Below are 24,265 nucleotides of genomic sequence, written 5' to 3' on the forward strand. Positions count from 1 at the left end.
GCTTAGACTGGACCAGTGAGTCCAGAAGCAGGTCGGTCGCTCACCCGCAAAGGGGCCGCTACCCGGCAGCGGATCGTCGAGGGGGCCGCGGCTGAGGTTCGGGAGCGTGGTGCTGCCGCTGTGACGCTCGATGACGTGCGCGCGCGGACCGGCACCAGCAAGAGCCAGCTGTTCCACTACTTCCCCGGCGGCAAGGATGACCTCCTCCTCACCGTCGCCCGGCACGAGTCGGCCAAGGTGCTTTCCGATCAGCAACCCCAGCTCGGCGATCTCACCTCCTGGCCCGCCTGGCGGGCCTGGCGTGACCGCGTGCTGGCCCGCTACCGCGCCCAGGGCACCGAGTGTCCGCTCAACAGCCTGATGTCGCAGATCGGCCGCAACACCCCGGGCGCCCGCGCCGTGACCAGCGAGCTGATCGACCAGTGGCAGCGCGAGATCGCCAACGGCATCCGGCACATGCAGGGCATCGGCGAGATCCGGGCGGGCCTCGACGCCGACGAGTCGGCGGCCGCTCTGCTTGCCGGCATCCAGGGTGGCGTCGCCGTGATGCTGGCGACCGGCCGCAGCACTCACCTCCAGGCCGCGCTCGATGTCGGGATCCAGAGCCTCAGGCGCTGATTTCTGGACTTGCGGGTCCAATTTTTGCGCGGCACGGTTGCCGGCATGAACGACTACTACCTGCTCGGGCGCTCGGGTCTGCGGGTCAGCCGGCTCGCCCTCGGGACGATGAACTTCGGGGTCGCGGGCTTCCACGCCGCTTACGGCAGGACCGCGGCGGAGGCCGAGCCGATCTTCCGCCGGTACGTCGAGGCCGGCGGCAACCTGATCGACACCGCCGACTTCTACACCGCGGGCGAGAGTGAGCGGATCCTCGGGAAGCTCATGACGGGCGGCGTACGCGATCGCCTGGTTCTGACCAGCAAGTTCACCAACACCGTGGATCCGACCGACCCGAACGCCGGCGGCAACGGGCGTAAGCACATGATCCGTGCGGTCGAGGCGTCGCTGCGCCGGCTCGGCACCGACTACCTCGACCTCTACCTGCTGCACACGTGGGACCGGATCACGCCGATCGAGGAGGTGGTGCGGACCTTCGACGACCTCGTGCGGGCCGGCAAGATCCGCTACGCCGGCCTTTCCGACGTGCCCGCGTGGTACGCCGCCCGCGCCCAGACGTTCGCCGAGGCCAACGCGCTGACGCCGATGATCACCGTGCAGCTGCCGTACTCGCTGGTGGCGCGCGACATCGAAGCCGAGTTCACGGCGATGGCGCAGACCCTCGGGCTCGGCCTGACCGCGTGGAGCCCGGTCGGCGGCGGCCTGCTGACAGGCAAGTACCGCAGGTCCGCCGACGGCCTGACCGGCGAGGGGCGGCTCGGCCAGGGAGCTCACCGCCCGGTGAGCGAGCGCGACTGGCGGGTGATCGAGGAGCTGGCGAAGGTCGCGGCGGAGCTCGACCGGCCCATGGCCCAGGTGGCGATCAACTGGGCGGCGACCCAGCCGGCCGTCGGCTCGGTGATCATCGGTGCCAGCAGCGTCACCCAGCTCGACAGCAACCTGGCCGCCCTGGACTTCGCGATCCCCGCCGACGCCCGCGCCCGCCTCGACGCGGCCGGCGCGCCCGACTGGGGTGCGCCGTACTCGATGTTCACGCCGGAATATCAGTCCTGGATCGTCAGCCCGGGCCTGGGCATCGGCGACAAGCCGGCCGGCTACGACCCTCCAGTGTGGAACGCGGCGGCCCGCGGAGCATGAAGCTCCACGGGCCGCCGGCCTCAGGAGGCGCAGGTGTTGAGCATCGTCTGCAGCGCCGACTTCTCCGACGACTGCAGGCGCAGGCCCCAGTAGTACTTGGAAGCGATCCACATCTTCGCGTACGTGCAGCGGTAGGCGGTCCGCGACGGCTGCCAGGTGGACGGGTCCTGGTCGCCCTTGGCCTGGTTGACGTTGTCGGTCACCGCGATCAGCTGCGGGCGCGACAGGTCGTTGGCGAACGCCTGCCGGCGGCTGGTGGTCCAGCTGTTCGCACCCGACCGCCAGGCCTCTGCCAGCGGCACGACGTGGTCGATGTCGACGTCCGCCGCGTTCGACCACGTGGCGCCGTCGTACGGGCTGTACCAGCTGCCCGACGTCGCCGCGCACGAGCTGCTGACCACGACGTTGCTGCCGTCGCGACGCAGCACCGTCTCGCGGGTGTTGCAGGCGCCGGAGATGGTGATCCAGTGCGGGAACAGGTCGCGCGAGTAGCCGCTGGTCGAGCCCTGTGTCGCGACGGTGAGGGCGTTGAGCTGCGACTGGGCGCTCGCCTTCGACGGGATGCCGGGCGGGGTCGCGCCGGCCGGCACGGCCGTCAGGGTGGCGACGGCGACCGCGGCCAGGGTCACCGCGGCCAGGGTGAGCCGGGATCGGAACATGGATGCCTCCAAGGGGGGTACGGAGGCATTGATCATCATCGAAAAGAGTGGCCGGGCGGTAGCCCTTGGTCGAACATCAGGTCTTGTGGACCGCACGTTCTCCTTGCCCCGGTTTCCAGATGGTGACCGTGAGCTGACCACCGTCGATCGTGACCGAGGACCCACCGGTCAGCTCGGCGACGTAGAACGGGTCGAACTCCTGGCCGCGCAGGTCGAAGCCGCTCTCGGCGAAGAGCATGTCGGCGAACCGTTGGTGCAGCGCGGTGTCCTGCTCGTTGCGCACGGCGCCGAACAGCTTCACGTCGCCCTCGCCGACGTGCGGGTCCACTGTGGCCGTGTGCAGGCAGAAACGCCCGTCCCGGGCCAGGTCGCGGAACTTCGTGGTGTGCGGCATGCCGACCAGCAGCAGCCGGCCCTCGAAGACCCGCGGCTCGATCGGGCTGATCCGCGGCGAGCCGTCGGCCCGCACGGTGGCGAGCAGGCACAGGTTGCCGGTGGCGGCGTGCCGCCGCTGGAAGATCTCGGCGATCCGCGGGGCCTCGTCGAGGAACTGCTGCCAACTGGCCATGGCCCGGCATCATAGCGATGCCGGGGCATGGTCGGACAGGGTCAGTCCACCGTGGGTGGTGCGGTGCGGGGGCCCCGGAAGCGCCGGCGTACGGGTTGCTGGTGTAGCTGCGCGAGACGCCACCGGGGATCGTGAAGTACTCGGACACCAGCTTCGCCGGACGCGAAGATGTCGACCAGCTTGTAGCGCACGTCGTTGCCGTCACTCGGCGCCTCGGCCACTGTGGACGGATAGAGGACCAGCCCGTCACCGTTGATGGCGAACTGCTGATAGGCCTTGAGGCCGTGCCCCTGCGCCTCCTGGGCGGTCACCGGGTGGGTGAAGGCGTCGTGGGGCGACGACTGGGGCTGGAGCGTGCCGTCGACGCTCTCGCGCCCGCTGGTCCAGGTGCCGCCCACCGGCGTGTACGACTAGAAGCCGCTGTGCGCCACGGTCACGGCGCCGCGGAGCACACCGTACGTCGATCCGTCACGCTCGATCGCGAGCAGCATGCCTTCGCCGTCGTGCTGACCGTCAGGGCAGCGACCGCCGCCGTGAGCCTCCTGTCACGCATGTGTGCTCCCGCGTCCGGAGTGGCGGGACCACCTCGGATCCTTGGGCCGGCAGGCGATTCGAAGCAAGCTCTAACGCCGGATGCGCCGCCGGAGCGACCGTGCGCCGACGTCGATCTGGCGGCGGATGACCGACGGCGTGAACCGGCGCAGGGGCCGCGACGGCTCGGGGCGCGGCCGGGTCATGGCGGGCGATACCGACTCCGTGTCCGGGTCCAGGTCGTTGATCAAGCGGTCGATGTGGCCGACCAGCGCGCCGTTGACCCGCCAGATCGCCGGCTCGGTCTTGGCGTCCTCCTGGAGCTGGAAGGTCGTCTCGTCGCGCAGGAACCGGGCCCGGCGCAGGGCATGCCGCAGCGGCTCCGGGCTCGGTGGCGCCGCCGTCACGTCGGAGGCCAGCACGACGCCGAACGCGAACACCGCGTCCGCGATCGCGTCGAGCAGGCGGGACAGGCTCAGTGACACCCACGGACCGGGTGGGTGCTTGCCGGCCTCCCCGGACCGGCGGTCGAGCAGCGCACGGGCCACGCCGCGCAGGGAGATCGCCGAGAACTCCAGCGCGGTGAGCCCGGGACGCATGGTGACCGGGATGTGCGCGGTGCGAACGGCGCGCGGGTTCAGCCGTACGCTGTCCTCCGCCTGCGCCAGGGCGTCGCGCGCCGTGTTGATCAGCGACTCGACGTTGCGGGCACGGCGCAGCCCCTCGGCCCCGCGTTCGGGGGTCCAGTCCGACTGCACCCAGCCCGCCATGTCGCGCAGCTGCTTGCCTATCTCGGCCGCGAGCGTGCCGATGGCGTTGCCGGCGGGCTGCACGTAGACCCGCGGCAGAGTGACGCTGACCAGCACAGCGACGGCGGCGCCGACCAGGGTCTCGTAGACCCGTTCCATGCCGACGTCGGTGCTACCGGCGACCGCGAGCACCAGCATCGCGGAGATCGGCACCTCGAGGGCATGGTCACCGAGCCGCAGGGCGTACGCGACGATCATGGCCATCGCCACGGTGATGCCGAGGCTCCACCAGTTGAGGCCGAAGACGCTGGAGAGGACCACCGCGACCAGCACGCCGGCGACGACGCTGCCGGCGCGTTCGAACCCTGAGCGGATGCTCTTGATCGGCGTGATCTGGACGACCAGCAGGGCGGTCAGCGCGGCGACGATCGGCGGCTCGGTGCCCGGCAGCCCCTCGGCCAGCACGAACGACAGGACGGTGGCGAGCACCACCTTGATCGTCCGTAGGCCCGGGACCGGCTCCTGCCCGCGCAGCCGTGCCCAGAGGCGGCGCTTGCGCGAGGCGGTCGGCGCGACGTCGGCGGGTTCGGCCGGGCCCAGCAGGTCACCGGTGATGCGGACGCTTTCGCTCGCGATTCGGCGCGCCCTGGCCGTGGGCCGGGCGACCGCGCCCGACCGTCCATGTCGCGAGCCCCTCGACATGCCCCTCCCGGCCTGTTGTCACAACTGACCGAGTTTACCGGCGGGGCCCCCGTCCCGGGCTGTGGTCGCGCGGGAGAGGGCCCCTGGATGCGGACTGCCGGAGGCTCAGCCGCAGTGGTCCGGTGCTGTCACACCGTACGGACTGAGCCATGATCCTGCAAGAAGTTTATCTATCCCTTGCAAGAACCGGACTGCAGTTGCATTCGGGAATGCGCAGGGTGGTCATTGCGTTGCGCTGACCGCACGTCAACAACGGGAAGAAGGCTTCTGATGAAGGTCCGTGCCTCATTGCGTTCCCTGCGCTGCAAGCCCGGCGCGAAGGTCGTCCGGCGCCGCAACCGGATCATGGTGCTTAACCGGAAGAACCCGCGCTGGAGCGGCCGTCAGGGCTGACCTTTCACACCGATGAAGAACGTTCGTGGCGGGCGGTCCTCCGAGGTTTCCTCGGTGACCGCCCGCGGCGCGTATCCGGCCTCGTGCAGCAGCCGGAGCCAGGTGTCCGTCGGGAACAGGCCGGTTTCGTGGGTCTCGTCGACCGCGCGGCACCGGCCGGTCTCGTCGCGCAGCAGGAACGCGTACGCCGTCAGGATCGTGGTGTCCGTGGGGTCCGGGTCGTAGGACCAGCTGAGATAGCGGGCGCCGCGACCGTCTGGCGCGTCGATGCCGCCGTGGTCGGTCTCGGGCGCGAAGGTCTCGGTGGTGGCGTCGGGGACGAAGACGGCCCGCCCGTGCGGTCTGGTGTGCGCGAAGGCGGTCGCGACGGCCTGCCGCAGGTCGGCCTCGGAGGTCATGTAGTCGACCGCGTCATGCACGAACACGGCGTCGAACTGTTGATCCAGCCGGACGGTGCGCATGTCGCCCCGATGGTGCACGAGCTCCGGGTTGATCTTCTGCGACTGCGCCAACATGCCGGGCGCCAGGTCCACCAACGTGAGATCAAAGTGCTTCTTGAGGTGTACGGCGTTGTGCCCGCCACCGCTCCCCAGCTCCAGCACCGTGGTGGTGGCGTCCCCCAGCAGCGTGGCCGCGAAGGCCGCCTCCTCGGCGTAGTCCTCCGCGGGCGAGATCAGCGGCCACCAGGGGGCGAGATCGCCGTAAAACCGATGCTCGGTCACGCCTCCATTGTGGTGACGCTGTCGCCTCTATTTTCTGGTGCCCGATTTGTCGGGTTGGTCGCGCCGACGCGCCAGGGGTACCCCGAGTTGGCAGTTGCCGGGAGGCTCGGCTAAAGTTCTCATCCGTCGCCAGGAACAACAAGCGACATGCGGACGTAGCGCAGTTGGTAGCGCATCACCTTGCCAAGGTGAGGGTCGCGGGTTCGAGTCCCGTCGTCCGCTCGGCACGTCGAGGGTTCACCTCGGTGGAGTGGCCGAGAGGCGAGGCAACGGCCTGCAAAGCCGTCTACACGGGTTCAAATCCCGTCTCCACCTCGCACAACAGCGAGGGCGATTGGCGCAGTGGGAGCGCGCTTCCTTGACACGGAAGAGGTCACTGGTTCAAACCCAGTATCGCCCACCAGTTCAGAGGCCATGACCGATCGAAGGTCATGGCCTCTTTCGCATCCCGAGTGAGCACGGTCCCTGACGTGCTCAGCCTCACAACTGGTCCAATCATTGGACTGTCCCGTCCTTGGACTATACGGTTCTGGGCGTGAGTTGGTGCCCCTGACGCGGCTGGACGTCGCTGAACATCGCCCAGTTGGGAGGAACTGCCATGTCGAAGAAGTTCAGGGCCGAGGAAGTGGCTTCGGGGTTCGGGTTTCTCGAAGGTCCGCGGTGGCGTGGGGGAAAACTGTGGGCCTCCGACTTCAACAGGCACCAGGTGTTCGTCATCGATCCGGGCACCGGCTCTGTCGACCCCGTAGGCAAGGTGCCGCACCAGCCGTCGGGGTTGGCGTTCTCCTCGCGTGGCGACGTGTTCGTGGTGTCGATGGTCGACCGGCAAGTGCTTCGCCTGCGGGACGGCGCCTTCGAGCCCTTCGCCGACCTGTCGGGTTTTACGCCGCACTGGCTCAACGACATGGTGGTCGACTCGGCCGACCGCTTGTTCGTTTCCAGCTTCGGCTTGACGCTCGGGGGTGACCCGACGTTGGCGCCCGCTCCGATCGTCCGGGTGGACCCGGACGGGTCGGCGACCGTGGTGAGCACGGACCTCACCTTTCCGAACGGATTGGTGTTCAACGCCAATGGATCCACGCTGTACGTGGCGGACACGTTCGGCGCCCGACTGGCCACCTACGCCGTGTCGGCCGAGGGCGCGTTGTCGCTGGTCTCCTTCCACGACTTCGCTCCGGCCACGCACCAATCCTGGGACGCCGGGTGGGAATCTCGCGACTTCCTGCCAGACGGGCTCGCCAGTGACAGCAGCGGACGGGTCTGGGCCGCGAACGCCAACGGGAGCAGCGTTGCGTGGGTCGAGCCGGCTACCGGCGACTCGGCGATCGTCGATGTCGAGGGTTTGGGTCCCGACGAGCGGGTCTACGCGTTGGCCTTCGACGAAGCGGACAACCTTTTCGCCTGTGTCGCTCCGCGCGTCGGGACGTGGGATATCGAGCGCGAGTTCCCGTCGCGTCTCGTGCGGCTCCACCGAATCTAGTTCGCGAGCCGCGCCGACCGCGTCCTGGAGCCCCGGAGGGCTCGCGGACGTCACCTGATCGTTCTTGGCCAGGTGAGGCCAGGAACCCGGCTGCGCGAGCGACGGCCGACGCTAGCCGGGCTCGTCATCGACGTGGACGGCGTCAGCGGGCGGCCCGGGGACGACCCGGATCGTCCAACCGGTGCCGTGCCCGGTGAGCTCCACCAGCAGCCAGCCGCGCCCGTCGTTGGCCGGCACCCGCACCTCGGTGAGCGCGGACATGTCGGCGCGCGTCACGGTCGCCGGCAGGCGAAAGGCCACCCGGGCTCGCGGATCCGCGAGCGCGAGCGGGCCCTCGCGCGGCTCCGGCGGCCGGCGGCGCCGTCGCGCGAACACGTCGCGGAGCTTCGCGTAGACGTCGTCGCCGGCCCTGCCGGCCAGAGCCTGCAGGAACGGCGCGATCGCCGAGCCCGTGAGGACGCCGAGGAGCAGCTCGCCCGTCCCGCGTTCGCCGCCCCATCCCGGCGCGGGCGACCCGTCGTCTGTCGGCATGCCATCAGTATTCAGGTGGATAGCTGATCCCGGGAGGGCAGGGACAACCGCGATCCTCGATGGATGAGTTCGACCGAGGACGCCGGCGGGTCCGAAGCGCGGGCGGAGCGCGTTGCCCGGTCAATGTCCGCGCTCATCGAAACCCACGGCGACGTGCCCGCGGACCTCCTCGACACCTTCGTCGACGCGCTCACCACGGTCGCCGACGGACCGGTCCTGCGCCCGGAGACAGCCGCCCGGGTGTGGTCTTCGCTCGGGTTCGTTCTGAAGTCGCGCTACCTTCGCGCGGGTCCGGGGCGCAGGGACACCGGCGACCTGGACAGGGCGATCGTCCTGTATCGACGCGCGATCGCCGCGGCGCCCGCGGGTCGGAGTCCGGCGCCGCTGTGGGGCAACCTGGCACAGGCCTACCTCGCCCGATGTCTGACGACGTCCCATACCGCACAGGACGAGCGCGATGCGGTGAGCGTGTACGCCCGCGCCCTGGACATCGAGTGCGACGAGCGATCGGATGTGACGGTCACGGCGCACGGCGTCGCCCTCCTGCTGCGCAGCGGCCGACTCGAGTCGGACGAGGATCTCGGCCTGGAGGTGCTGACGGCGTCCCTCGACCGGGCACTGCGGCTGACGGCGGGCGGGAGCGAGGCGGAGCGGGAGTGCGCGTACGGCCTCGCGATGACACTGTGCCTCATCCGGCAGCGCGGCGCGACGATGCCGCATCGTGTCGAGCTGGCGGCATGGCAGCTGGTGTTGGCCACCCACCCCGCCCGGCGGACCGACGCTCGCGCCGCGCTCTACGAGCTTGGCGAGGGGGCGCTCGGCCGCTTTCACTCCAGCGGCTCGGCGGCCGACCTCGACCTCGCGATCGACGCGCTGGGCGCCGCCGCGGCCGCGACGGCGGTCGAGGACCCGCCCGAGGCCGGCTTCTTCGGGCTGCTCGGATTCGCACTGCGCCTGCGCGCCGAGTCTGACCGGCCGCGGGAGCACGACCTGGACGACGCGGTGACCGCGATGCGCACCGCGTGGCAGGCCGGCACGACCGACGAGGAGCGGCAGGCCGCGGCCACGCAGCTGGCCGCTCTGCTGCTGCGGCGCTTCGAGGCGCACCGCCAGCGCGAGGATCTCGACGAGACCATCGAGGTCTGCCGCGCCGTCACCGGAGGACGCCCGAAGCCGTGGGAGACGCCGGTCGGCGAGACCCTCCAGCGAGCGCTGACCCTGCACGCCGAGCTCACCGGAAGCAGCTCCGCCGCGGTCGCGGCCTGGCTCTTCCGCCATTACGCTCGTGACCGGGGCCCACGGGACGACCGTCCGGTCGGCCGGCTGAAGCGGGCGTTCCACGAGCAGTACACAGTGCTCGCCGCCCGCCGGCGCGCTCACACCCACCCCGATCACGAGTTGGCCCGGGAGGCGGACGAGCTGGCCGCCTGGCTGCGGCCGGCGCTGGCCGCAGCGGACCCGGGGCCTGAGCGGACGGAGCTGCGTGAGGAGCTGATCGACGCGTTGGCCGGTCGGCTCCTCGCCGTACCCGAGCCCCGTGTCCTGGACCAGCTGATAGCCGAGATCTCCGAGATCCTCGTGGAGATCGGGCCGCAGCAGTCGACGCACCGCCTGCATCACCAGTTACAGCTCGGCGTCGCACTGGCGCAGCGATTCGAGGCCGACGGCCGCGAGGCGGACATCGACGTGGCACTGGCGACGCTGCTACCGGTCGCCGCCGAGGAGCTGCTGGCCACCGACCTGCGCCTCGGCGCCGCTGTCGCGGCGGGGCGCGTCGCCGCCGCCGGCGGCCGCTGGCGGACGGCCGCGGACGCCTTCGCGTCAGGCGTTGAGCTGCTCCCGCAGCTGGCCGGGCGCCAGCTGGCCCCCGACGACGTGCTGCGAGAGGTGTTCCCGTGGTCGACGCTCGCCTCGGACGCCGCGGCGACGGCCGTGCGCTCCGGTGCGCCCGACCGTGCGATCGAACTCCTCGAACGCGGCCGCGGCCTGCTCATCGGCCGTGCCCTGGACGCGCGCGGCGATCTCCCAGAGGTTGTTGCCGCCGACCCGCGGCGGGGCCCCGCGCTCGCGGCGGAGCTGCGCCGGATCGGCGCCGAACTCGCGCACGCACCGGCTGGGCACCCGGCAGAGGCGACGCGGACCGGAGCGAGCGACGTCGACCGACGGCGGGCCCTGGTCAAGGCTTGGGAGGCGACCGTCGAGCGCATCCGCGCGCTCCCGGGCTGCGCCGGCTTCCTGGCGCCGGTCATCCTCGCCGACCTGTTGCCGGCCGCCACGGCCGGGCCGGTCGTCGCCGTGAACGTCAGCCGGTACGGCAGCCACGCGCTGGTGCTCACCGAAGACGGCGTGGCGGCGGTCCCGCTGCCGCTGGTGACGGTGGAGGCCGTCGACGAGAAGGTCGACGAGCTCACGTTGGCCCTGCCCTACGCCGAGCTGGCGCCGCAGGACGAGATGGCGTCGCACGAGGCGCAGGAACCCATCCGGGACGTCCTCGCCTGGCTGTGGGCGGCCGTCGTCGAGCCGGTCGTGGCACATTTGCGGCGGCGCGGTGGGCTCGCGGGTCGCATGTGGTGGGTGCCTACCGGCATGCTCACCACCCTTCCGCTGCACGCGGCCGGGCCGCCCGACGGACCTTCGCTCGCGGAGCTGACCGTCCCGTCCTACGCTCCGACCGTCCGGTCCCTCGCGCGAGCCGCGGTCCCGAACGACGACGTGGTTGGCGCCGGCGTCGCGCTGGTCGCGGTGGGCACGAGCGACGGGCAGGCGCCGCTCCCCGGCCTCGCGTTCGAGGTCGACCAGATCCTGCGGCGCTTCCCCGAGGTGCGCCGCCTCGTCGACGCCGCGGCCACTGTGGAGCGGGTGAGCGCGGCGATACGCGACCACGCGTGGCTGCACCTGGCCTGCCACGCGACGAGCAACGCCGACGCTCCCGCCGACAGCGAGCTGAACCTGCACGGATCCGACCGGCTGACGGTCCGCCAGCTGTTGGCACAGCGCGCGTCGGGCGGCCGCTTCGTCTATCTGTCGGCGTGCGAGACGGTCCGTGTCGGCAACGTGGCGGCCACCGAGGTGATCAGCATCGGCACGGCGTTCCAGGCCGCCGGCTTCCCGCACGTCGTCGGGACACTGTGGAGAGTCACCGACGGCACCGCCACCGAGACGGCCCGACTGTTCTACGAGAAGCTCGGGACCGCCCTCGACCCCGCCCAGGCCGCAGCGGCGTTGCACCACGCCGCTCGCGAGCTGCGTCGTCGCTACCCGGGCCTGCCGACCCGCTGGGCCGCGTACACCCACATCGGGCCCTAGCTTGGTCATGGACTCTTTCGTACCCTGCACAGCAGCGGCGCTGTCAACGGGAGAACACGATGAGCCGGAACTCACGGGTGTATGTCGACATGGCCGGAGATCTGTTCCACTGCGGCCACGTCAATCTGCTCAAGGCGGCTCGCGAACTCGGCGACTCGCTGGTTGTCGGCGTTCTGGACGACGAGACGATCGCGCACTACAAGCGCAAGCCGATCATGTCGCTGGACGAGCGCGTGGCGGTCATCGGCGCGTGCAGGTTCGTCGACGAGGTCATCGCTCCGGCGCCCTTCAGAGTCACCTCCGACTTCATCAGGTCGCACGACATCTCCCTCGTCGCGCACGGCGATGACCTGCCGTTGGAGGCGGTGCACGACATCTACGGCGCCGCAGCCAGCGCGGGCATCTTCCGCTACGTGCCGCGCACCGCGGCTGTGTCCACGACCGAGATAATTCGCCGGGTCCTGGAGCGCGCACCTGCGCGGCCGTGACCTAGCGGCGGCGTTATTCGGTTGTGCCACCGGCGCTTCACGGGTCATCGTCCACGCGTGGTGGGTGTGGTGATGCGGGCCTGTCGCGGCGTCGACGACATCGACGGCATCCGGGCGCTGAGCGCCGCCGTGCGCCAGGCCGACGGTGACGCCTGGCTGCCCGACGACGTCAGCGCACCGGACCCGCACCGCGCCGTCGCGGCCGACGCGGAAACCGGTGAGATCGTCGGCGTCACGTCGATGGAGTGGTGGGACGAGGCCGACGGCACGCGGCTCTACCTGCTCTCGGGCTGCGTCGACCCGCGCCGGCGACGTCGTGGCGTGGGCGCCGCCATCCTGCGGTGGCAGGAGGAGCAGGCCGTCGCGTTCGACCGCGACCAGCCTTCCACCGCCGCGGCGCGTGCCTTCGGCGTCAACGTCGCGCCCCAGCAGACGGCCAACCACGCGCTGGTCACGGCCGCGGGCTACCGGGTCGCCTTCACGGTCCTGGAGCTGACCTGCCGACCCCAGGGCGACGCCGGGGCGCTTCCCGCCGGGCTGGAGCTGCGCGCGGTCGAGACGACGCACCACCGTCGCATCCACGAGGCCGTCGAAGAGTGTTTCGCGGCGTCCCGCCACGGCTATCAGGCGCGCACCCACGAGCAATACCTGCAGGACGTACGCGATGTCGACCTGTGGCAGGTGGCCTGGGCCGGCGACGAGGTCGCGGCGGTCGTGGCCACCGAGCTCGAACCCGACGGCACCGCGACGACCCCGTGGGTAGCGGTCCGCCCGCCCTGGCGGCGCCGCGGGGTGGGGCTCGCGCTGATGCGGCACACGCTGCGCGCCCTGGCCGGACGCGGCGTGCCGCTCGCCCGCCTCCGCACGATCGAGGAGAACCCGCACAACAGCGTCGGCCTGTACGAGCGAGCCGGCTACACGATCACCGACCGCCAACCCCGCTACCGCAAGCCATTGCCGCCCCGCTAGCTCAGGTCGGCGTGTGGCGGAGCATGCGCACATAGGAGGCCTGGAGGCGGGGTGAGGGGTCGCAGCCGGTTTCGTCGCGGAGGGTGCGGCGGTGTCGGTGGTAGGCGGCGACCGCCTCGGCCGCCTCGCCGTCGACATAGAGGGCGTGCATCAGCAGCTGCACCGGCCGCTCGCGCAGCGGGTTGCCGGACGCCAGCAGCTGAAGATCCGCGACCGCGGCCGCCGGGTCGCCCAGCGCTACCAACGCCTCGGCGAGGTCTTCGCGCGCCCGCGTGCGGCGGTCTTCGAGGTCGGTCGTAAACGCCCGCACCGGCGCCGTGTCCGGCAGATCCTCCCCGGCCGGCCCGGTCCAGATCGACAACGCCCGCCGCAGCCGGGTCACGGCGCCGCGTGGGTCGCCCGCGGCCAGCCTCGCCCGGCCTTCGTCGGCGACGGCGCCGAAGACAGCGGCGTCGAGCTCGTCGTCGCCGACGCCGAGCCGGTAGGCGCCGCCCGCGCCGCGGCGGGTCTCGAGCCGCTCGCTCAGGCCCGGCGCGACGTCGTCCAGGGACCGGCGGAGAAATGCCGCGTAGGTGCGGATGTTGGCGTCGGCGGAGGACGGCGGAATCGTCCAGATGAATTCGGCCAGCCGCGTCTTGGAAACGAACCGGTTGGCATGGAAAAGCAGCCCGCCGAGCAACGCGCGTTCGCTCGGCCGACTGAGTTGACCATTCCTGGCGTCCGGCCCGACCCGAAGTGGACCGAGGACACGAAACAGCGCCAAGGTGACCTCCCCGTCCGATCCACCATGCGGCGCATCGATCGTATTGGCTCCTCAACCGGCCGAACAAGGCCGGGCAAGTGCCACCGTATGCGCGATGTGTGCATTGACCGTCGACCATGGCATCGGGACCGGTGCGGCGAAAGCCGGCCCACGAGTCCTCACGTTCCACGCCTAAGGAGGTCAGATGGGGACGAGAGCACGGCTCAAGTCGACGTTCGCGGCGCTGCTGCTGGTGGCGGCGACAGCGGTGGTGGCGATCGTGCCGTCCACCGTGGCACAGGCGGGGTGCCGCGGCACCCGGGTGCAGTTCACCTACACCAACGCCCAGAACAGGGTCCAGGCCAGGGAAGACACCCGCACCGGCACCAGCGCCACCTGCGACGGCCTCAGTGACAACTACGGCCGGTTGATGGACGCGCTCGACGGTGACGGCAAGTGCGCCAACGCCGTCTGGCGGGACCCGTCGCAGTCGTTGGTCGGGCAGGACTGCTCGGCGGGCACCTGGGCCAACTACACGTCGTTCGACCAACAGGGCAACTCCAGCGCCGGTTTCGCGCTGTGCCTGTCCTGGAACTGCGCCGAAGGTCCCCTGTTCCACAGTGTCTGGAATTTCTGACGTCGACCCGGATGGCCGCGGGCCGACCCACCCGCGGCCATCCCGTCCACCGGGAAGGCTCATGAGGCTCGCCACGGCCGGCTTGGCCATCGCCACGATCCTGCTCGCCGGCGCCTGCTCGTCGGCGTCGCCCTCCGCCGCGCCACCGTCCGTCGGGCCGTCCCTGCGCGACAGCCTCGTCGGCGAGCCGGAGTCCGACCCGGGCACCCAACAGTCCAGACGCGACACCTACTACGCCGACCGCGACAAGATCATGGGCGACTGTCTCGGCGAGGCGGGCTTCGACTACCGTCCCTATCGTCCGCCCGCGCAGGCCCAGGAGGCGCTCGGGCTCTCCGACGACGAGTTCGCCCGCCGCTACGGACTCGGCATATCAACTCTCATCGACTACCCGCGGCCGGCCCAGTCCGCCGATCCCAACCAGACGGTGCGGTCCACGCTGTCCGAGGCCGCGCAGCGCACCTACGACGAGACGGTGCTCGGCTGCGAGGAGCGCGTCATCACCGACCTGGGCTTCCCGCCCGGCGGCGGGCAGGTCGTGCTGCCGCCGGCGCTGGCCGACGTGCTCGAGAAGGCCGACGAGTCGATGATCAATGATCCGCGGATCGTGGCCGCACGGGACAAGGCCCGTCGCTGCATGGCCGGCGAAGGCTTCGCCACCAGCGCCGACGAGCTCAGTGGCGAGATCTCGCAGAAGGCGATGCCACTGGTCCAGAAGTTCGAAGCGGCCCGTGACGCATTGGTCGAACAGGGCCGCGACGCCGCCGGCATCAAGGTGACCGAGGTCCTGGACAAAGCCGATCAGCGTACGCTGGGCGCCCTGCAAAGACAGGAGATCGCGCTGGCGTTGGCCATCCGCCGGTGCAATGGCGAATACCTCGATCTGCAGGGCTCTGTCTCGCGCGAATACACCCGCAAGATCCTTGACGGGCAGTCCTGAGCGACCCTTCGAATGGACTACGGCCTATCCCGGACCATCGTCCTTCGGTAATACTCGCTCTGCGAAACGACAGGGCTGATTGGCAGAAATGAGTGACGGGTCCTTGGCGCGGGGTCGGCTGCGGTTCACGCCGCTGGGCGGTCGCCGGCGAGCGGTGGCGATCGTGGTCGCGGTCGCCGTCGGCGCGGCCGCCCTCGGCTGGTGGTTCGGGCGCTCCATCGAGTCGCCCGACGACGTCGCGCGCCGGGCGGCGGCACCCGCCGCGGCGCCGATCCTCGTGCCCGTCGAGCGGCGCACGCTCGAGTCGACGGTGGTCACGCGCGGCGACGTCTCGTTCGCCCAGGCGGTCGAGGTGGCGATCGACAACGACCTCGGCGACGGCTCGCTCGGCTCGCTGGTCGTCACCGGCCGGGTTCCCGTCAGCGGCGCCCCGGTCGACGAGGGCGACATCCTCATCGAGGCGTCCGGTCGGCCCGTGATCCTCCTGCAGGGCGCCCTGCCGATGTACCGGGCACTCGGCCCGGGCAGCCGTGGCAACGACGTGCGCCAGCTCGAGGCGGCCCTGCGCCGCCTGCGGGTCTTCGCCGGCACGGTCGACACCGTCTACGACGGACAGACGGCGGCGGCCGTCAGCCGGCTCTACGCCGACCTCGGTTATGAGGCGGTGGCGCCGAGCGCCGACGATCGCGCGGGCGTGGCCGGCGCCCAGGCCGCCCTGCGTGCCGCGGAGGCGGCGGTCAGCGCGGCGACGGCCGCACTGGCCGAAGCGGCCAGACCCCCCGCACGGTCGGAGCTGCTGGCCGCGGAGGGCGCCGTCGAGAACGCGCGGTCCGCCCGGGACGCCGCCCGGGCCGCCCTCGACGCGGCCACCGGCGGCGACGACGCCACCCTGGCACAGCTGCGGGCGGCGCTGGTCGCGGCCGACAACGCGCTCGCCGTGGCGGTCGCCCAGCTCGCGGAGCTGCGCGCGCCCCGCGACACGACCGCCGCCGCCCAGGCGCTGGCCCAGGCCCGGGCCGAGGCGGCGTCGGCGCGCACGGCCCTCGCCGAGGCGCGGGGCGCCGCCGGCATCCGGCTGCCGCGCGGTGAGATCGCCTTCGTACCGAGCCTTCCGCGCCGGGTCGACAAGGTCAACGTCAAGGTCGGCGCGGTCGCGGCCGGTCCCGCCGTGAGCCTGTCCGGCGCCGACCTCCAGGTCGTGTCCGGGCTGTCCCGCGAGGAGGCCCGCCTGCTCCGGGTCGGCGCGGCGGCCCGGCTCGACGACGAGGCCAGTGGCGTCGACCTGACCGGCACGGTGACCGCCGTCGCGGACAGCGCCGGCACCGAGGGCGTCGACGCCGGGCGGTACGCCGTCCGGATCACCCCCGACGGCGGCGACCCGACCGCGCTCGCGGGCGCCAACCTGCGTGTCACGATCCCGATCGAGTCCACCGCCGGCGAGGTGCTGGCCGTACCCCTGGCGGCGTTGGTGACCGACGCGTCCGGCACCGCGCGCGTCCGCGTCTCCGACGGCGACGCCACCCGCGACGTCGTCGTCACGGTCGGGCTGGCCGCCGACGGCTTCGCCGAGGTCACCGCACCCCAGCTGGCCGAGGGTGACCTGGTCGTGGTCGGGGAGCGATGAACGCCGTCGTCGAGTTCGTCGGCGTCGGCCGCACCTTTCCGGGCACCCCGCCCGTCACCGCGCTGCGCCCGACGGACATGGTCGTCCACACCGGAGAGTCGGTCGCGATCACCGGTCGCTCCGGTTCCGGCAAGTCGACGATGCTCCACCTGCTCGGGCTCCTCGACGACCCGTCCGAGGGCAGCTATCTGCTCGACGGCGTGGACACCCGCGGCCTCGCCGACCGTGACCGCACCCGGCTGCGCGCGACCCGGATCGGCTTCGTCTTCCAGGCGTTCCACCTCATCGGCCACCGCACGGCCCTGGAGAACGTGCTCATCGCCCTGCTCTACCACGGGATTCCGCGCCGTGAACGCGCGCCGCGGGCGGCCGAGGCCCTCGACCGCGTCGGTCTCGCCCACCGGGCGCACGCGCTGCCGACGACCATGAGCGGCGGCGAACGCCAGCGGGTCGCGATCGCGCGTGCCGTGGTCACCGCGCCGGCCGTGCTGCTCGCCGACGAGCCGACCGGCAACCTCGACTCGGCGACCGCCGACAGCGTGCTCGCCCTCTTCGACGAGCTGCACGGGCAGGGCCAGACGATCATCCTCGTGACCCACGACGAGGCGGTCGCGGCGCGGGCCGGCCGCCGGCTGCGCATCCACGACGGTGTGGTGACGGAGGAGCTGACCCATGCTCCGTGACCTGGTCGGCGAGGCGTTGTCGGCGAGCCTGGCCCGGCCGCAGCGGATGGCGTTGACCGCCCTGGGCACGCTGCTCGGCATCGGCGCGCTGGTCGCGACCGTGGGGCTCACCGACACCGCCGGCGCGCAGATCGTGAGCCGCTTCGACGAGCTCGCCGCGACCGAGGTGATCGTGCGGCCGGCGGCCCGCTCCGCCACGCAGAGCGAGCTGGTCAGCGCGATCCCGTGGGACGCCGAGACCCGGCTGGCCCGGCTCAACGGCGTCGTGGCCGCCGGCACGATGAGCAAGCTCGACCTGCCGGACCTGACCGTGCGCACCACGGTAGTCGTTGACCCGCTCGCCCCGGACGACCGTGCCGCCGACGTGGTGGCCGGATCCCCGGGTCTGCTCGGCGCCGTGCGCGGCACGGTCGGCAGCGGTCGGTGGTTCGACGCCGGACATTCGCGGCGGGCCGACCCGGTGGTGGTGCTCGGCGCGACCCTCGCCGCGACGCTCCACGTCGCCGATGTCGGCCGGCAGCCGGCCGTCTTCCTCGGCGACCGCCCTTACACCGTCGTCGGCATCCTCGACGGCGTCGCGCGCGAGCCGTCGCTGCTCAACGCTGTGATCATCCCGGACGGCACCGCAGCGGCCGCGTTCGGTCTCAGCGCGCCCCGGTCGGTACGCGTCGACACCCGCGTCGGCGCCGCCCGGCTGATCGCGAGCCAGGCGCCGACGGCCTTGGCGCCGCAGTCGCCCGACGCGCTGGAGGCGGTGCAGGCACCCGAACCGACGGCCGTACGCGCCAAGGTCGCGGGCGACGTACGATCGCTGTTCCTGGTGTTGGGCCTGGTGTCCCTCGTCATCGGCGCCGTCGGGATCGCCAACACGACGCTGGTCTCGGTGCTCGAACGCACCAGCGAGATCGGTCTGCGCCGCAGCCTGGGCGCGACGCGCGGTCAGGTCGCCGGCCAGTTCCTGCTCGAGTCGGCGGGCATCGGCCTGTTCGGCGGGATCCTGGGCGCTTCGGCGGGCATCGTGGTCGTGACGGCGGTGTCCTATGTGAAGGAGTGGACCCCCGTGCTGGCGCCGTGGCTGCCGGCCGCGGCCGTGGCGGCGGGCGTCATCGTGGGTCTGCTGGCGGGCGCCTACCCGGCCCATCGCGCGTCGGGCATCGAGCCGATCGCGGCGCTACGCGCCGAAGGCTGACATCAGCCCGCCTGGGCGCGTAGCGGGCCCGTCGATCGGCGCCCACCGCATGGCCGTCCGGACCCCGTCGTGCGAGGGACGCTCGAACGGCGTAACTCCCGCCGTCGCGGGCGCATAACCGCAGGTCACCGGCTTCTGAAGAGGATTCGGGTAAGTTGCGGCGTCCGCCGCCTATCGTCCGGAGATGAACGGTGCAACGGTGGTGCGGATCGTCGTGGCAACCGACCAGGTCCGCGACGCGACTTCCGTACGCGTTGGAGGGCCTTGTGGTCGAGCGCGAATCCCTGGATGCCCCGTCTCGTCCGACGGAGCGGGTGACCTACCGCAACGTCGCCAGAGACAATGCGCGCGTCGCTGCTCAGATCGGTCGCGTCGACGGCAACATCTCGATCCACCAGGGTGTCGGCGCGTCCGCAGACCTTGACGATGGCCTCGAAGACCTGCGCCGGGCATTGGCCGTGGCGGCCGAGCGCGGGTTGATCGACAAGGGCACGCTGGCCGACGCGCAAGACGAGCTGGCCAAGGCCGGGGCGGTGCTGCCCGCCGGTGACGACGACGACCGGGGCCGCGTGGTGCGCTCGCTGCGCAAGGTGAAGGGCCTGGTCGGTGACGTCGCGGACCTGGGCGCCCGGATCGCCGCGATCGTGGCGGCTGTCGAAGGGTCGGGAGCGTGACCGCGACGCAGTACGGACCGGCCGTCGGCAACCTCGCCGCGGGCAACAGCCGGGTCGGCGCCCAGATCGACGTGGTACACGGTGACGTCCACATCTACCAGACGGCAGAGCACGATCCACCGGACCAGCAGCTCCGGGTGGCGGTCAACTACCTCAAGGGTGGAAATGCCGACGAAGCGCGGCAGCTGATCTCACGGCTCGTGCAGCGGCACCGCTATTCGTCGGCGGATGGGGCGTACTACTGGGCCTTGTCGGTGCTGAGTGGGCGCTCCCTCAGCGCGCTCGATGTCGGCGACCTCAACGAGTTCGACGAGGCTTTTGCGATGGCCGAGCGCCATCGGTCCGGCGACTGGTGGCGGGCCTCAGAGTTCCTGTATCGGTTCCTCAACGCGCAGCTCGACTTCGAAACCAGCGGGCGATCGGACGCGGAAGTCACGTCCGACCTGCTTCAGCGGTACAGCGAGCTCCCAGACCAGCTCCGCGAAGAGATCCAGCTAAACCTCGACCTGATTCTGGCCGGCGGCATGCAGGACCAGATCGAGGACATGAACGCTGACCGGGTTCGGGCCGCGCGTATGGCCGGCGATCGGCACGTGCGGGTCTGGAAGTTCTTCGAACCGGACCCGACGCCACCGGTCAAGAAGATCCCGAGGCCGGCTACGCCGATGGGTCCGGAGTGGACAAAGGCCGCGATAGGCGGCGGCTTCGGCGTAGTGGGGATTCTGGTGCTCGTCAACGCGCTGCTGGCGGAGAACCCCATCGCGGCCGTTCTAGTGTTGGTGCTTCTCGTCTGTGGCGTGTATACGGCCGGGCGGTTCGGGTTCGAGCGCGCCTACCTGCGCACTCGGCTCGCCGCCAAGGAGAGCGAGTTCGCGGCCGGACAGCGGGCCGAGTACACCCGGCCGGGCGGCGACGCGGTCACCGCCGGCTTCGCCGACCGGGTGGCGGCCGAGGTCCAGGACGCCTTCAGCCGTCACCAACCGCAGGACCCACAGTGGCGCGACCGGTGGTGGAGGGATACGGGCGGACTGCGGACGGCTCTGCGGGGCGATCTCGTCGACCTCTACGGCTACACCGGCGTCGCGCCATCGACAATCAGTTGGCTGGCCGACCATCACGCCGGCGACATCGCCGACCGCTGGCGCCAGGGAACGCTCACCGACTTCCGCCTGCGGCTGCGTGTTCCACCCGCGGTGCACGGCGCGTTCGCCCTCGGCGTCACGTCGCTGGCGGTCGGCGCGCTCGTCGCCGTGGCCGCGCTCGGAGCCGATCACCTGGCTGCCGTGCTCGGGGCGGCAATTTTGATCTTCTTCGGGCAGCGGTACGGCAAACGGGGAGCCCGACCGCTCTACTGCGAACGCCGACGCCTGCTGGATGACGAGGTCGAGTTCACCCAGCGCTGGCAAGCCGAGTGCGTTGCCCACGAGCGCCGAGTGCGCTGGCTGGCCGACCGACCCAGCGACATGGAGATGGCCCGCTGGCTTGACCTCGACCTGGTCCATTGGAAGCGCAGCGTGATGAAGGACTATCGCCTGTCCCACCACGAAGTCTTCGCGCACCTGGTGCTGAACGAGCCGGCGCCCGGCAGTGTCCGCGCCCGGATCGTCGGTGGCCCGTTCCGCCACTCGAGCTATACCGTGCTGCTGTTCCTGCTCACCGAGACCGGCGTGCGGCAGGTCTCGGCCACGCTCGACTTCCCGACCGGGATCTTCGCCGGTGAGCGCCGCACGACCTTCCGCTACGATGCCATCGCTTCGGTGAAGGTCGACGAGGTGAGTGTCCGGTACGACAACGGGAGGCGCCGGGTCGTGTCGACCGCGGAAGGCGACAACGCCTGGGCGGTGCCGTCCGACAAGGTCGTTTCCCACCAGGCGTTTCTGCTGACGCTGGTGAACAGCCAGAACGTGCGGGTCCTGGTGGACAACTTCGCCGAGAGCGTGGACCTCCGCAGGGAGAACATCGCCGACCTGGAGCGGTTGGCGCTGGACAGGTCAGGCGTGACCAGCGCGTTGCGGGTCCTCGAGGCGGTCGCCGCCGACGGCCGCGAATGGATCTCCATGGAGCGTCAGCGGCTGCGCCGCAGATTGCCGCGACGCTCGCTCACGCTGGGCAGCGCCGTCGCCGGTGAGCTGCCGTCCCCACGCGTACCGGCGGCGGGCGAACACGGCTCCGTCCAGGACCACGGCCCGAACGGTCCCGCACCGGCGTCCGGGTGGGTTCCAGGCTGAGAAGCCGATTGGCGTAACATTTGCGGCCCGGCCCGGTGCAGGAGCGCGCAGGACGGACAGCCTCACCCAGCGATCGTGATGCCGAGCGCTCGCGCGAACGTGTGTGACAGCGCCGCCAGGTCGTCGGCCGCGATGGTCGCTCCGGACAGGCTCGTGACGCCGCCGATGCCCGAGAGCTCGCAGGCCTCGAAGACCGTGCCCGCGCACTGGGCGTTGGAGAACTGCGCGCCGGTCAGGTCGCAGGAGACGAACTCCGCGCGGCGCAGGTCGGCGCCGGTGAAGTCGGCGCCGGTCAGGTTGCAGGCGGTGAGGCGCACGGCGGCCAGGGACGCGAAGCGGAACGCCGTCAGGTCCGCGCGGCACTCGGCGAACGTCACGTCGCGCAGCGTGCCGGCCGTGAAGGCCGCGCCGGTCAGCCGGACGTCGGACAGCCGCACCCGCAGCAGCGCCGGCTTCGTCAGACGCACGTTGGCCCAGTCCGACGACGCGACCACGCAGTCCGTGAAGCGCGGCTGGTCGAGGGCCGTGCCGGCCAGGGTCGTGCGGTCGAACTCGCACTGCTCGAACTCCACCGCGTCGGCGTCGAGGCCGGACAGGTCCAGCGCCGTGAACGACTGACCGCGCGCGAGCGCCTCGTGCTCCAGGGCCGACGAAGCCGCCGGAGTGAGCGAACGAAGGCGTGGCTCGACAGGCACGACCACCACCGTAGTCAACCGCCGAGCGGGCCCGGCAACGGCTCGCGGTGGACGATGTCGAGCCGGGAGACGGCCCGCGTCAGCACCACGTAGAGCCGGTGCGGCCCGCGCGCCTCCGCCGAAACGATGGCGGCCGGCTCCACGACGATGACGTGGTCGTACTCCAGTCCTTTGGCCAGGCGGGCCGGCAACACGGTCACGCGCGGGTCCACCGGGACCACGGCCGAGAGGGCGTCGACCGAGACGTCCGCGGCGATGACCGCCACCGAGCCCTCCTGCTCGAGAGCGGCGCACACGGCAGCGGCGGCTCCCGCCAACAGGTCCGCGCACCGCTGGACGCGCAACCACCCCGCGCCCCGGACCGCGCGGATCGGCGGCACGTCGACGTCGAGCGTCGCCAGCAGCCGGTTGGCCACCGCCGCCACCGCCCCCGGCACGCGGAAGCCGGCGGTGAGCGCGACCACCGGCGTCTCGGGCTTGCCGAGGTGCGCGAGCTGCGCCGGCCAGGACGTGGCGGCCCACGGAGTCGTTCCCTGCGCGAGGTCACCCAACACGGTCAACGACCCGTGCACGCTGCGCCGCGCGATCGCCCTGCATTCCATCGGCGAGAGGTCCTGCGCCTCGTCGACCACGATGTGCCCGTACCGCGGCGGATGGTCGATCAGCCCCGCCACCTCGTCGATCAGCACGAGGTCGGCCGCGGACCACCCGGCGCGCCGCCCTCGCCGGATCGCCACCTGCTCCTCCGCCGACAGGATTCCCTCGGCGGCCGCGGCCAGCTGCGCCGGCGACCGCAGTAACCGACCCACCAGATCAGCCGGGCGTACGCGCGGCCACAGCTGATCGAGCACCGCCCGCACCGGCCGGCTGCGCCCCATCCGCCACGCCCACGCCTCGCCGGGCGCCAGCCCCCGCCGCTCCGCCTGCCGCCGCAGCAGGCCGACGATGCGCGCCCGCAGGCGTTCCCGGCCGACCCCGTACGGCGGCGACTCCTGCCAGATCTCGCCCATCAGCCGGGACAGCGCGGCTGTGGAGACCCGCCAGCGGATGGAGTCCTCCGGCACCGTCAGCGGCTCGGTCGGCTCACCCAGCTGGGCGTAGAGCGCCCGGGACAGCACCGTGGCCATCCGCACGTCGTGCTTGACCGCCTCGGCCGCCGGACCGTCCACGACGGACGCCACGCCCCGGTCGAGCAGCTCCGGCAGCGTGCGCTGCTCGACGCCGAACTCGCCCAACGCCGGCAGCACGGCCGAGATGTAGGACAGGAAGGCGGGGTTCGGTCCGAGCACCAGCACCCCGTCACGGGCGAGCCGGTTCCGGTGGGCATAGAGGAGGTACGCCGCCCGGTGCAGGCCGACGGCCGTCTTGCCCGTGCCCGGCGCGCCCTGCACGCACACGGAAACGTCGAGGTCACCGCGGACCAGCTCGTCCTGGTCGGGCTGGATGGTCGCGACGATGTCGCGCATCGGGCCGACTCGCGGCCGCTCGATCTCCTCGGCCACCAGCCGGCTGGCGGTCTCGTGGTCGAGCAGCTCGTCCTCGAAGCCGGTCAGCTCGGCGCCGGACCACCCGTAGCGGCGCCGGGCCGCGACCTCCATCCGATCGTGCGGCCCGGCCCGGTAGAACGCCCGTGACACCGGGGCCCGCCAGTCGATGACGAGGGGAATGCCGTTCTCGTCGGGGATGTGCCGGCGACCGATGTGATAGCGCGCGCCCGTCTCGAACGACAGCCGGCCGAAGAACAACGGCCCGGCGGGTTCCTCGGCGAGCTCCTTGACGTGGCCCCGGAGCATCCGGCCCAGGGTCTCCGCGGTGTAGCGGTCGCCGGCCACCTGCGCCCCGGTCGCGACGCGCGTGCGCGCCGTGTCGAGCATGCGCGCCAGCGCGAGCCGGGCCGCCGCCAGGTGCGCCCGCTCCGCGGCCAACTCCCGATCGCTCACGCCGCCTCCTCCGCGAATCTTAACCCGGTAAACCTTAGTGCTAGCTAAGAAACTTGACCA

The 24,265-nt window shown here is 71.6% G+C and carries 23 protein-coding genes and 3 tRNA genes; 17 read left to right on the forward strand and 9 right to left on the reverse strand.

What is annotated here, in order from left to right; genetic code table 11:
• Positions 1 to 15 precede the first annotated feature (15 nt).
• Entirely contained in the window at positions 16 to 618 is a 603-nt protein-coding gene (locus O7635_RS19080; RefSeq protein ID WP_278081800.1) for a TetR/AcrR family transcriptional regulator, read from the forward strand.
• Between the two features lie 45 nt (positions 619 to 663).
• Positions 664 to 1,755 (forward strand): aldo/keto reductase, encoded by a 1,092-nt coding sequence (locus O7635_RS19085; protein ID WP_278081801.1) that lies wholly within the window; start codon positions 664 to 666, stop codon positions 1,753 to 1,755.
• Positions 1,756 to 1,775: 20 nt separating this feature from the next.
• On the opposite strand, the gene O7635_RS19090 is transcribed toward O7635_RS19085, so the two are convergent.
• The 4 genes from O7635_RS19090 to O7635_RS19105 form a co-directional block, all read right to left on the reverse strand.
• Positions 1,776 to 2,414 (reverse strand): HNH endonuclease family protein, encoded by a 639-nt coding sequence (locus tag O7635_RS19090; RefSeq protein ID WP_278081802.1) that lies wholly within the window; start codon positions 2,412 to 2,414, stop codon positions 1,776 to 1,778.
• Between the two features lie 76 nt (positions 2,415 to 2,490).
• Complete coding sequence (locus O7635_RS19095; RefSeq protein WP_278081803.1) at positions 2,491 to 2,982, reverse strand: pyridoxamine 5'-phosphate oxidase family protein; 492 nt, start codon at positions 2,980 to 2,982, stop codon at positions 2,491 to 2,493.
• A 41-nt stretch (positions 2,983 to 3,023) separates the two neighbouring features.
• Positions 3,024 to 3,380 (reverse strand): hypothetical protein, encoded by a 357-nt coding sequence (locus O7635_RS19100; protein ID WP_278081804.1) that lies wholly within the window; start codon positions 3,378 to 3,380, stop codon positions 3,024 to 3,026.
• 225 nt (positions 3,381 to 3,605) lie between these two features.
• Positions 3,606 to 4,964: an aromatic acid exporter family protein gene (locus O7635_RS19105; RefSeq protein ID WP_278081805.1), complete on the reverse strand. Its 1,359-nt coding sequence runs from the start codon at positions 4,962 to 4,964 to the stop codon at positions 3,606 to 3,608.
• 270 nt (positions 4,965 to 5,234) lie between these two features.
• On the opposite strand from O7635_RS19105, the gene rpmJ reads away from it, so the two are divergent.
• Positions 5,235 to 5,357: a 50S ribosomal protein L36 gene (gene rpmJ / locus O7635_RS19110; RefSeq protein WP_278081806.1), complete on the forward strand. Its 123-nt coding sequence runs from the start codon at positions 5,235 to 5,237 to the stop codon at positions 5,355 to 5,357.
• On the opposite strand, the gene O7635_RS19115 is transcribed toward rpmJ, so the two are convergent.
• The gene (locus O7635_RS19115) at positions 5,348 to 6,079 is read right to left on the reverse strand and encodes a class I SAM-dependent methyltransferase (protein WP_278081807.1); all 732 of its coding nucleotides are present in this window, start codon (positions 6,077 to 6,079) and stop codon (positions 5,348 to 5,350) included. The genes rpmJ and O7635_RS19115 overlap by 10 nt on opposite strands.
• 149 nt (positions 6,080 to 6,228) lie before the next feature.
• On the opposite strand from O7635_RS19115, the gene O7635_RS19120 reads away from it, so the two are divergent.
• The 4 genes from O7635_RS19120 to O7635_RS19135 all read left to right on the forward strand — a co-directional run bounded on the left by O7635_RS19120 (position 6,229) and on the right by O7635_RS19135 (position 7,559).
• Positions 6,229 to 6,301 (forward strand) — tRNA-Gly (locus O7635_RS19120).
• A gap of 22 nt (positions 6,302 to 6,323) precedes the next feature.
• Positions 6,324 to 6,394: transfer RNA gene (locus O7635_RS19125), tRNA-Cys, on the forward strand.
• A 13-nt stretch (positions 6,395 to 6,407) separates the two neighbouring features.
• Positions 6,408 to 6,482, forward strand: a tRNA-Val gene (locus O7635_RS19130).
• Positions 6,483 to 6,677: 195 nt separating this feature from the next.
• Positions 6,678 to 7,559, forward strand: coding sequence for an SMP-30/gluconolactonase/LRE family protein (locus tag O7635_RS19135; RefSeq protein ID WP_278081808.1), 882 nt, complete (start codon positions 6,678 to 6,680; stop codon positions 7,557 to 7,559).
• A 111-nt stretch (positions 7,560 to 7,670) separates the two neighbouring features.
• Here O7635_RS19135 and O7635_RS19140 read toward each other — a convergent pair whose 3' ends face one another.
• The gene (locus tag O7635_RS19140; protein WP_278081809.1) at positions 7,671 to 8,090 is read right to left on the reverse strand and encodes a hypothetical protein; all 420 of its coding nucleotides are present in this window, start codon (positions 8,088 to 8,090) and stop codon (positions 7,671 to 7,673) included.
• A 63-nt stretch (positions 8,091 to 8,153) separates the two neighbouring features.
• Between O7635_RS19140 and O7635_RS19145 the strand changes: the two genes are divergently transcribed.
• The 3 genes from O7635_RS19145 (at position 8,154) to O7635_RS19155 (ending at position 12,853) form a co-directional block, all read left to right on the forward strand.
• Positions 8,154 to 11,396, forward strand: a complete 3,243-nt coding sequence (locus O7635_RS19145; protein ID WP_278081810.1) for a CHAT domain-containing protein — start codon at positions 8,154 to 8,156, stop codon at positions 11,394 to 11,396.
• 77 nt (positions 11,397 to 11,473) lie between these two features.
• Positions 11,474 to 11,884: an adenylyltransferase/cytidyltransferase family protein gene (locus O7635_RS19150; protein WP_278081811.1), complete on the forward strand. Its 411-nt coding sequence runs from the start codon at positions 11,474 to 11,476 to the stop codon at positions 11,882 to 11,884.
• A gap of 57 nt (positions 11,885 to 11,941) precedes the next feature.
• A complete protein-coding gene (locus O7635_RS19155) occupies positions 11,942 to 12,853 on the forward strand; it encodes a GNAT family N-acetyltransferase (RefSeq protein ID WP_278081812.1) in 912 nt (303 codons plus the stop codon).
• 1 nt (position 12,854) lies between these two features.
• On the opposite strand, the gene O7635_RS19160 is transcribed toward O7635_RS19155, so the two are convergent.
• Entirely contained in the window at positions 12,855 to 13,616 is a 762-nt protein-coding gene (locus O7635_RS19160) for an AfsR/SARP family transcriptional regulator (protein ID WP_278081813.1), read from the reverse strand.
• 184 nt (positions 13,617 to 13,800) lie between these two features.
• On the opposite strand from O7635_RS19160, the gene O7635_RS19165 reads away from it, so the two are divergent.
• From O7635_RS19165 to O7635_RS19195, 7 genes are all read left to right on the forward strand, one after another.
• A complete protein-coding gene (locus O7635_RS19165; RefSeq protein WP_278081814.1) occupies positions 13,801 to 14,232 on the forward strand; it encodes a hypothetical protein in 432 nt (143 codons plus the stop codon).
• Positions 14,233 to 14,293: 61 nt separating this feature from the next.
• Positions 14,294 to 15,172, forward strand: a complete 879-nt coding sequence (locus tag O7635_RS19170; protein WP_278081815.1) for a hypothetical protein — start codon at positions 14,294 to 14,296, stop codon at positions 15,170 to 15,172.
• 88 nt (positions 15,173 to 15,260) lie between these two features.
• Entirely contained in the window at positions 15,261 to 16,796 is a 1,536-nt protein-coding gene (locus O7635_RS19175; RefSeq protein WP_278081816.1) for a hypothetical protein, read from the forward strand.
• Entirely contained in the window at positions 16,793 to 17,479 is a 687-nt protein-coding gene (locus O7635_RS19180) for an ABC transporter ATP-binding protein (RefSeq protein ID WP_278081817.1), read from the forward strand. Before O7635_RS19175 ends, O7635_RS19180 begins: the two co-directional genes overlap by 4 nt.
• Positions 17,469 to 18,668 (forward strand): ABC transporter permease, encoded by a 1,200-nt coding sequence (locus O7635_RS19185; RefSeq protein ID WP_278081818.1) that lies wholly within the window; start codon positions 17,469 to 17,471, stop codon positions 18,666 to 18,668. The genes O7635_RS19180 and O7635_RS19185 overlap by 11 nt, the downstream gene beginning before the upstream one ends.
• 266 nt (positions 18,669 to 18,934) lie before the next feature.
• A complete protein-coding gene (locus O7635_RS19190; RefSeq protein WP_278081819.1) occupies positions 18,935 to 19,342 on the forward strand; it encodes a hypothetical protein in 408 nt (135 codons plus the stop codon).
• 137 nt (positions 19,343 to 19,479) lie between these two features.
• Positions 19,480 to 21,570, forward strand: a complete 2,091-nt coding sequence (locus O7635_RS19195; protein WP_278081820.1) for a hypothetical protein — start codon at positions 19,480 to 19,482, stop codon at positions 21,568 to 21,570.
• Positions 21,571 to 21,632: 62 nt separating this feature from the next.
• On the opposite strand, the gene O7635_RS19200 is transcribed toward O7635_RS19195, so the two are convergent.
• Complete coding sequence (locus O7635_RS19200) at positions 21,633 to 22,265, reverse strand: pentapeptide repeat-containing protein (protein WP_278081821.1); 633 nt, start codon at positions 22,263 to 22,265, stop codon at positions 21,633 to 21,635.
• 14 nt (positions 22,266 to 22,279) lie between these two features.
• Positions 22,280 to 24,205 carry an AAA family ATPase gene (locus tag O7635_RS19205; RefSeq protein WP_278081822.1) on the reverse strand — a complete coding sequence of 642 codons (1,926 nt, stop codon included), beginning with the start codon at positions 24,203 to 24,205 and terminating at the stop codon, positions 22,280 to 22,282.
• Positions 24,206 to 24,265 lie beyond the last annotated feature (60 nt).

This window comes from Asanoa sp. WMMD1127 (genome assembly GCF_029626225.1).
Taxonomy (GTDB): domain Bacteria; phylum Actinomycetota; class Actinomycetes; order Mycobacteriales; family Micromonosporaceae; genus Asanoa.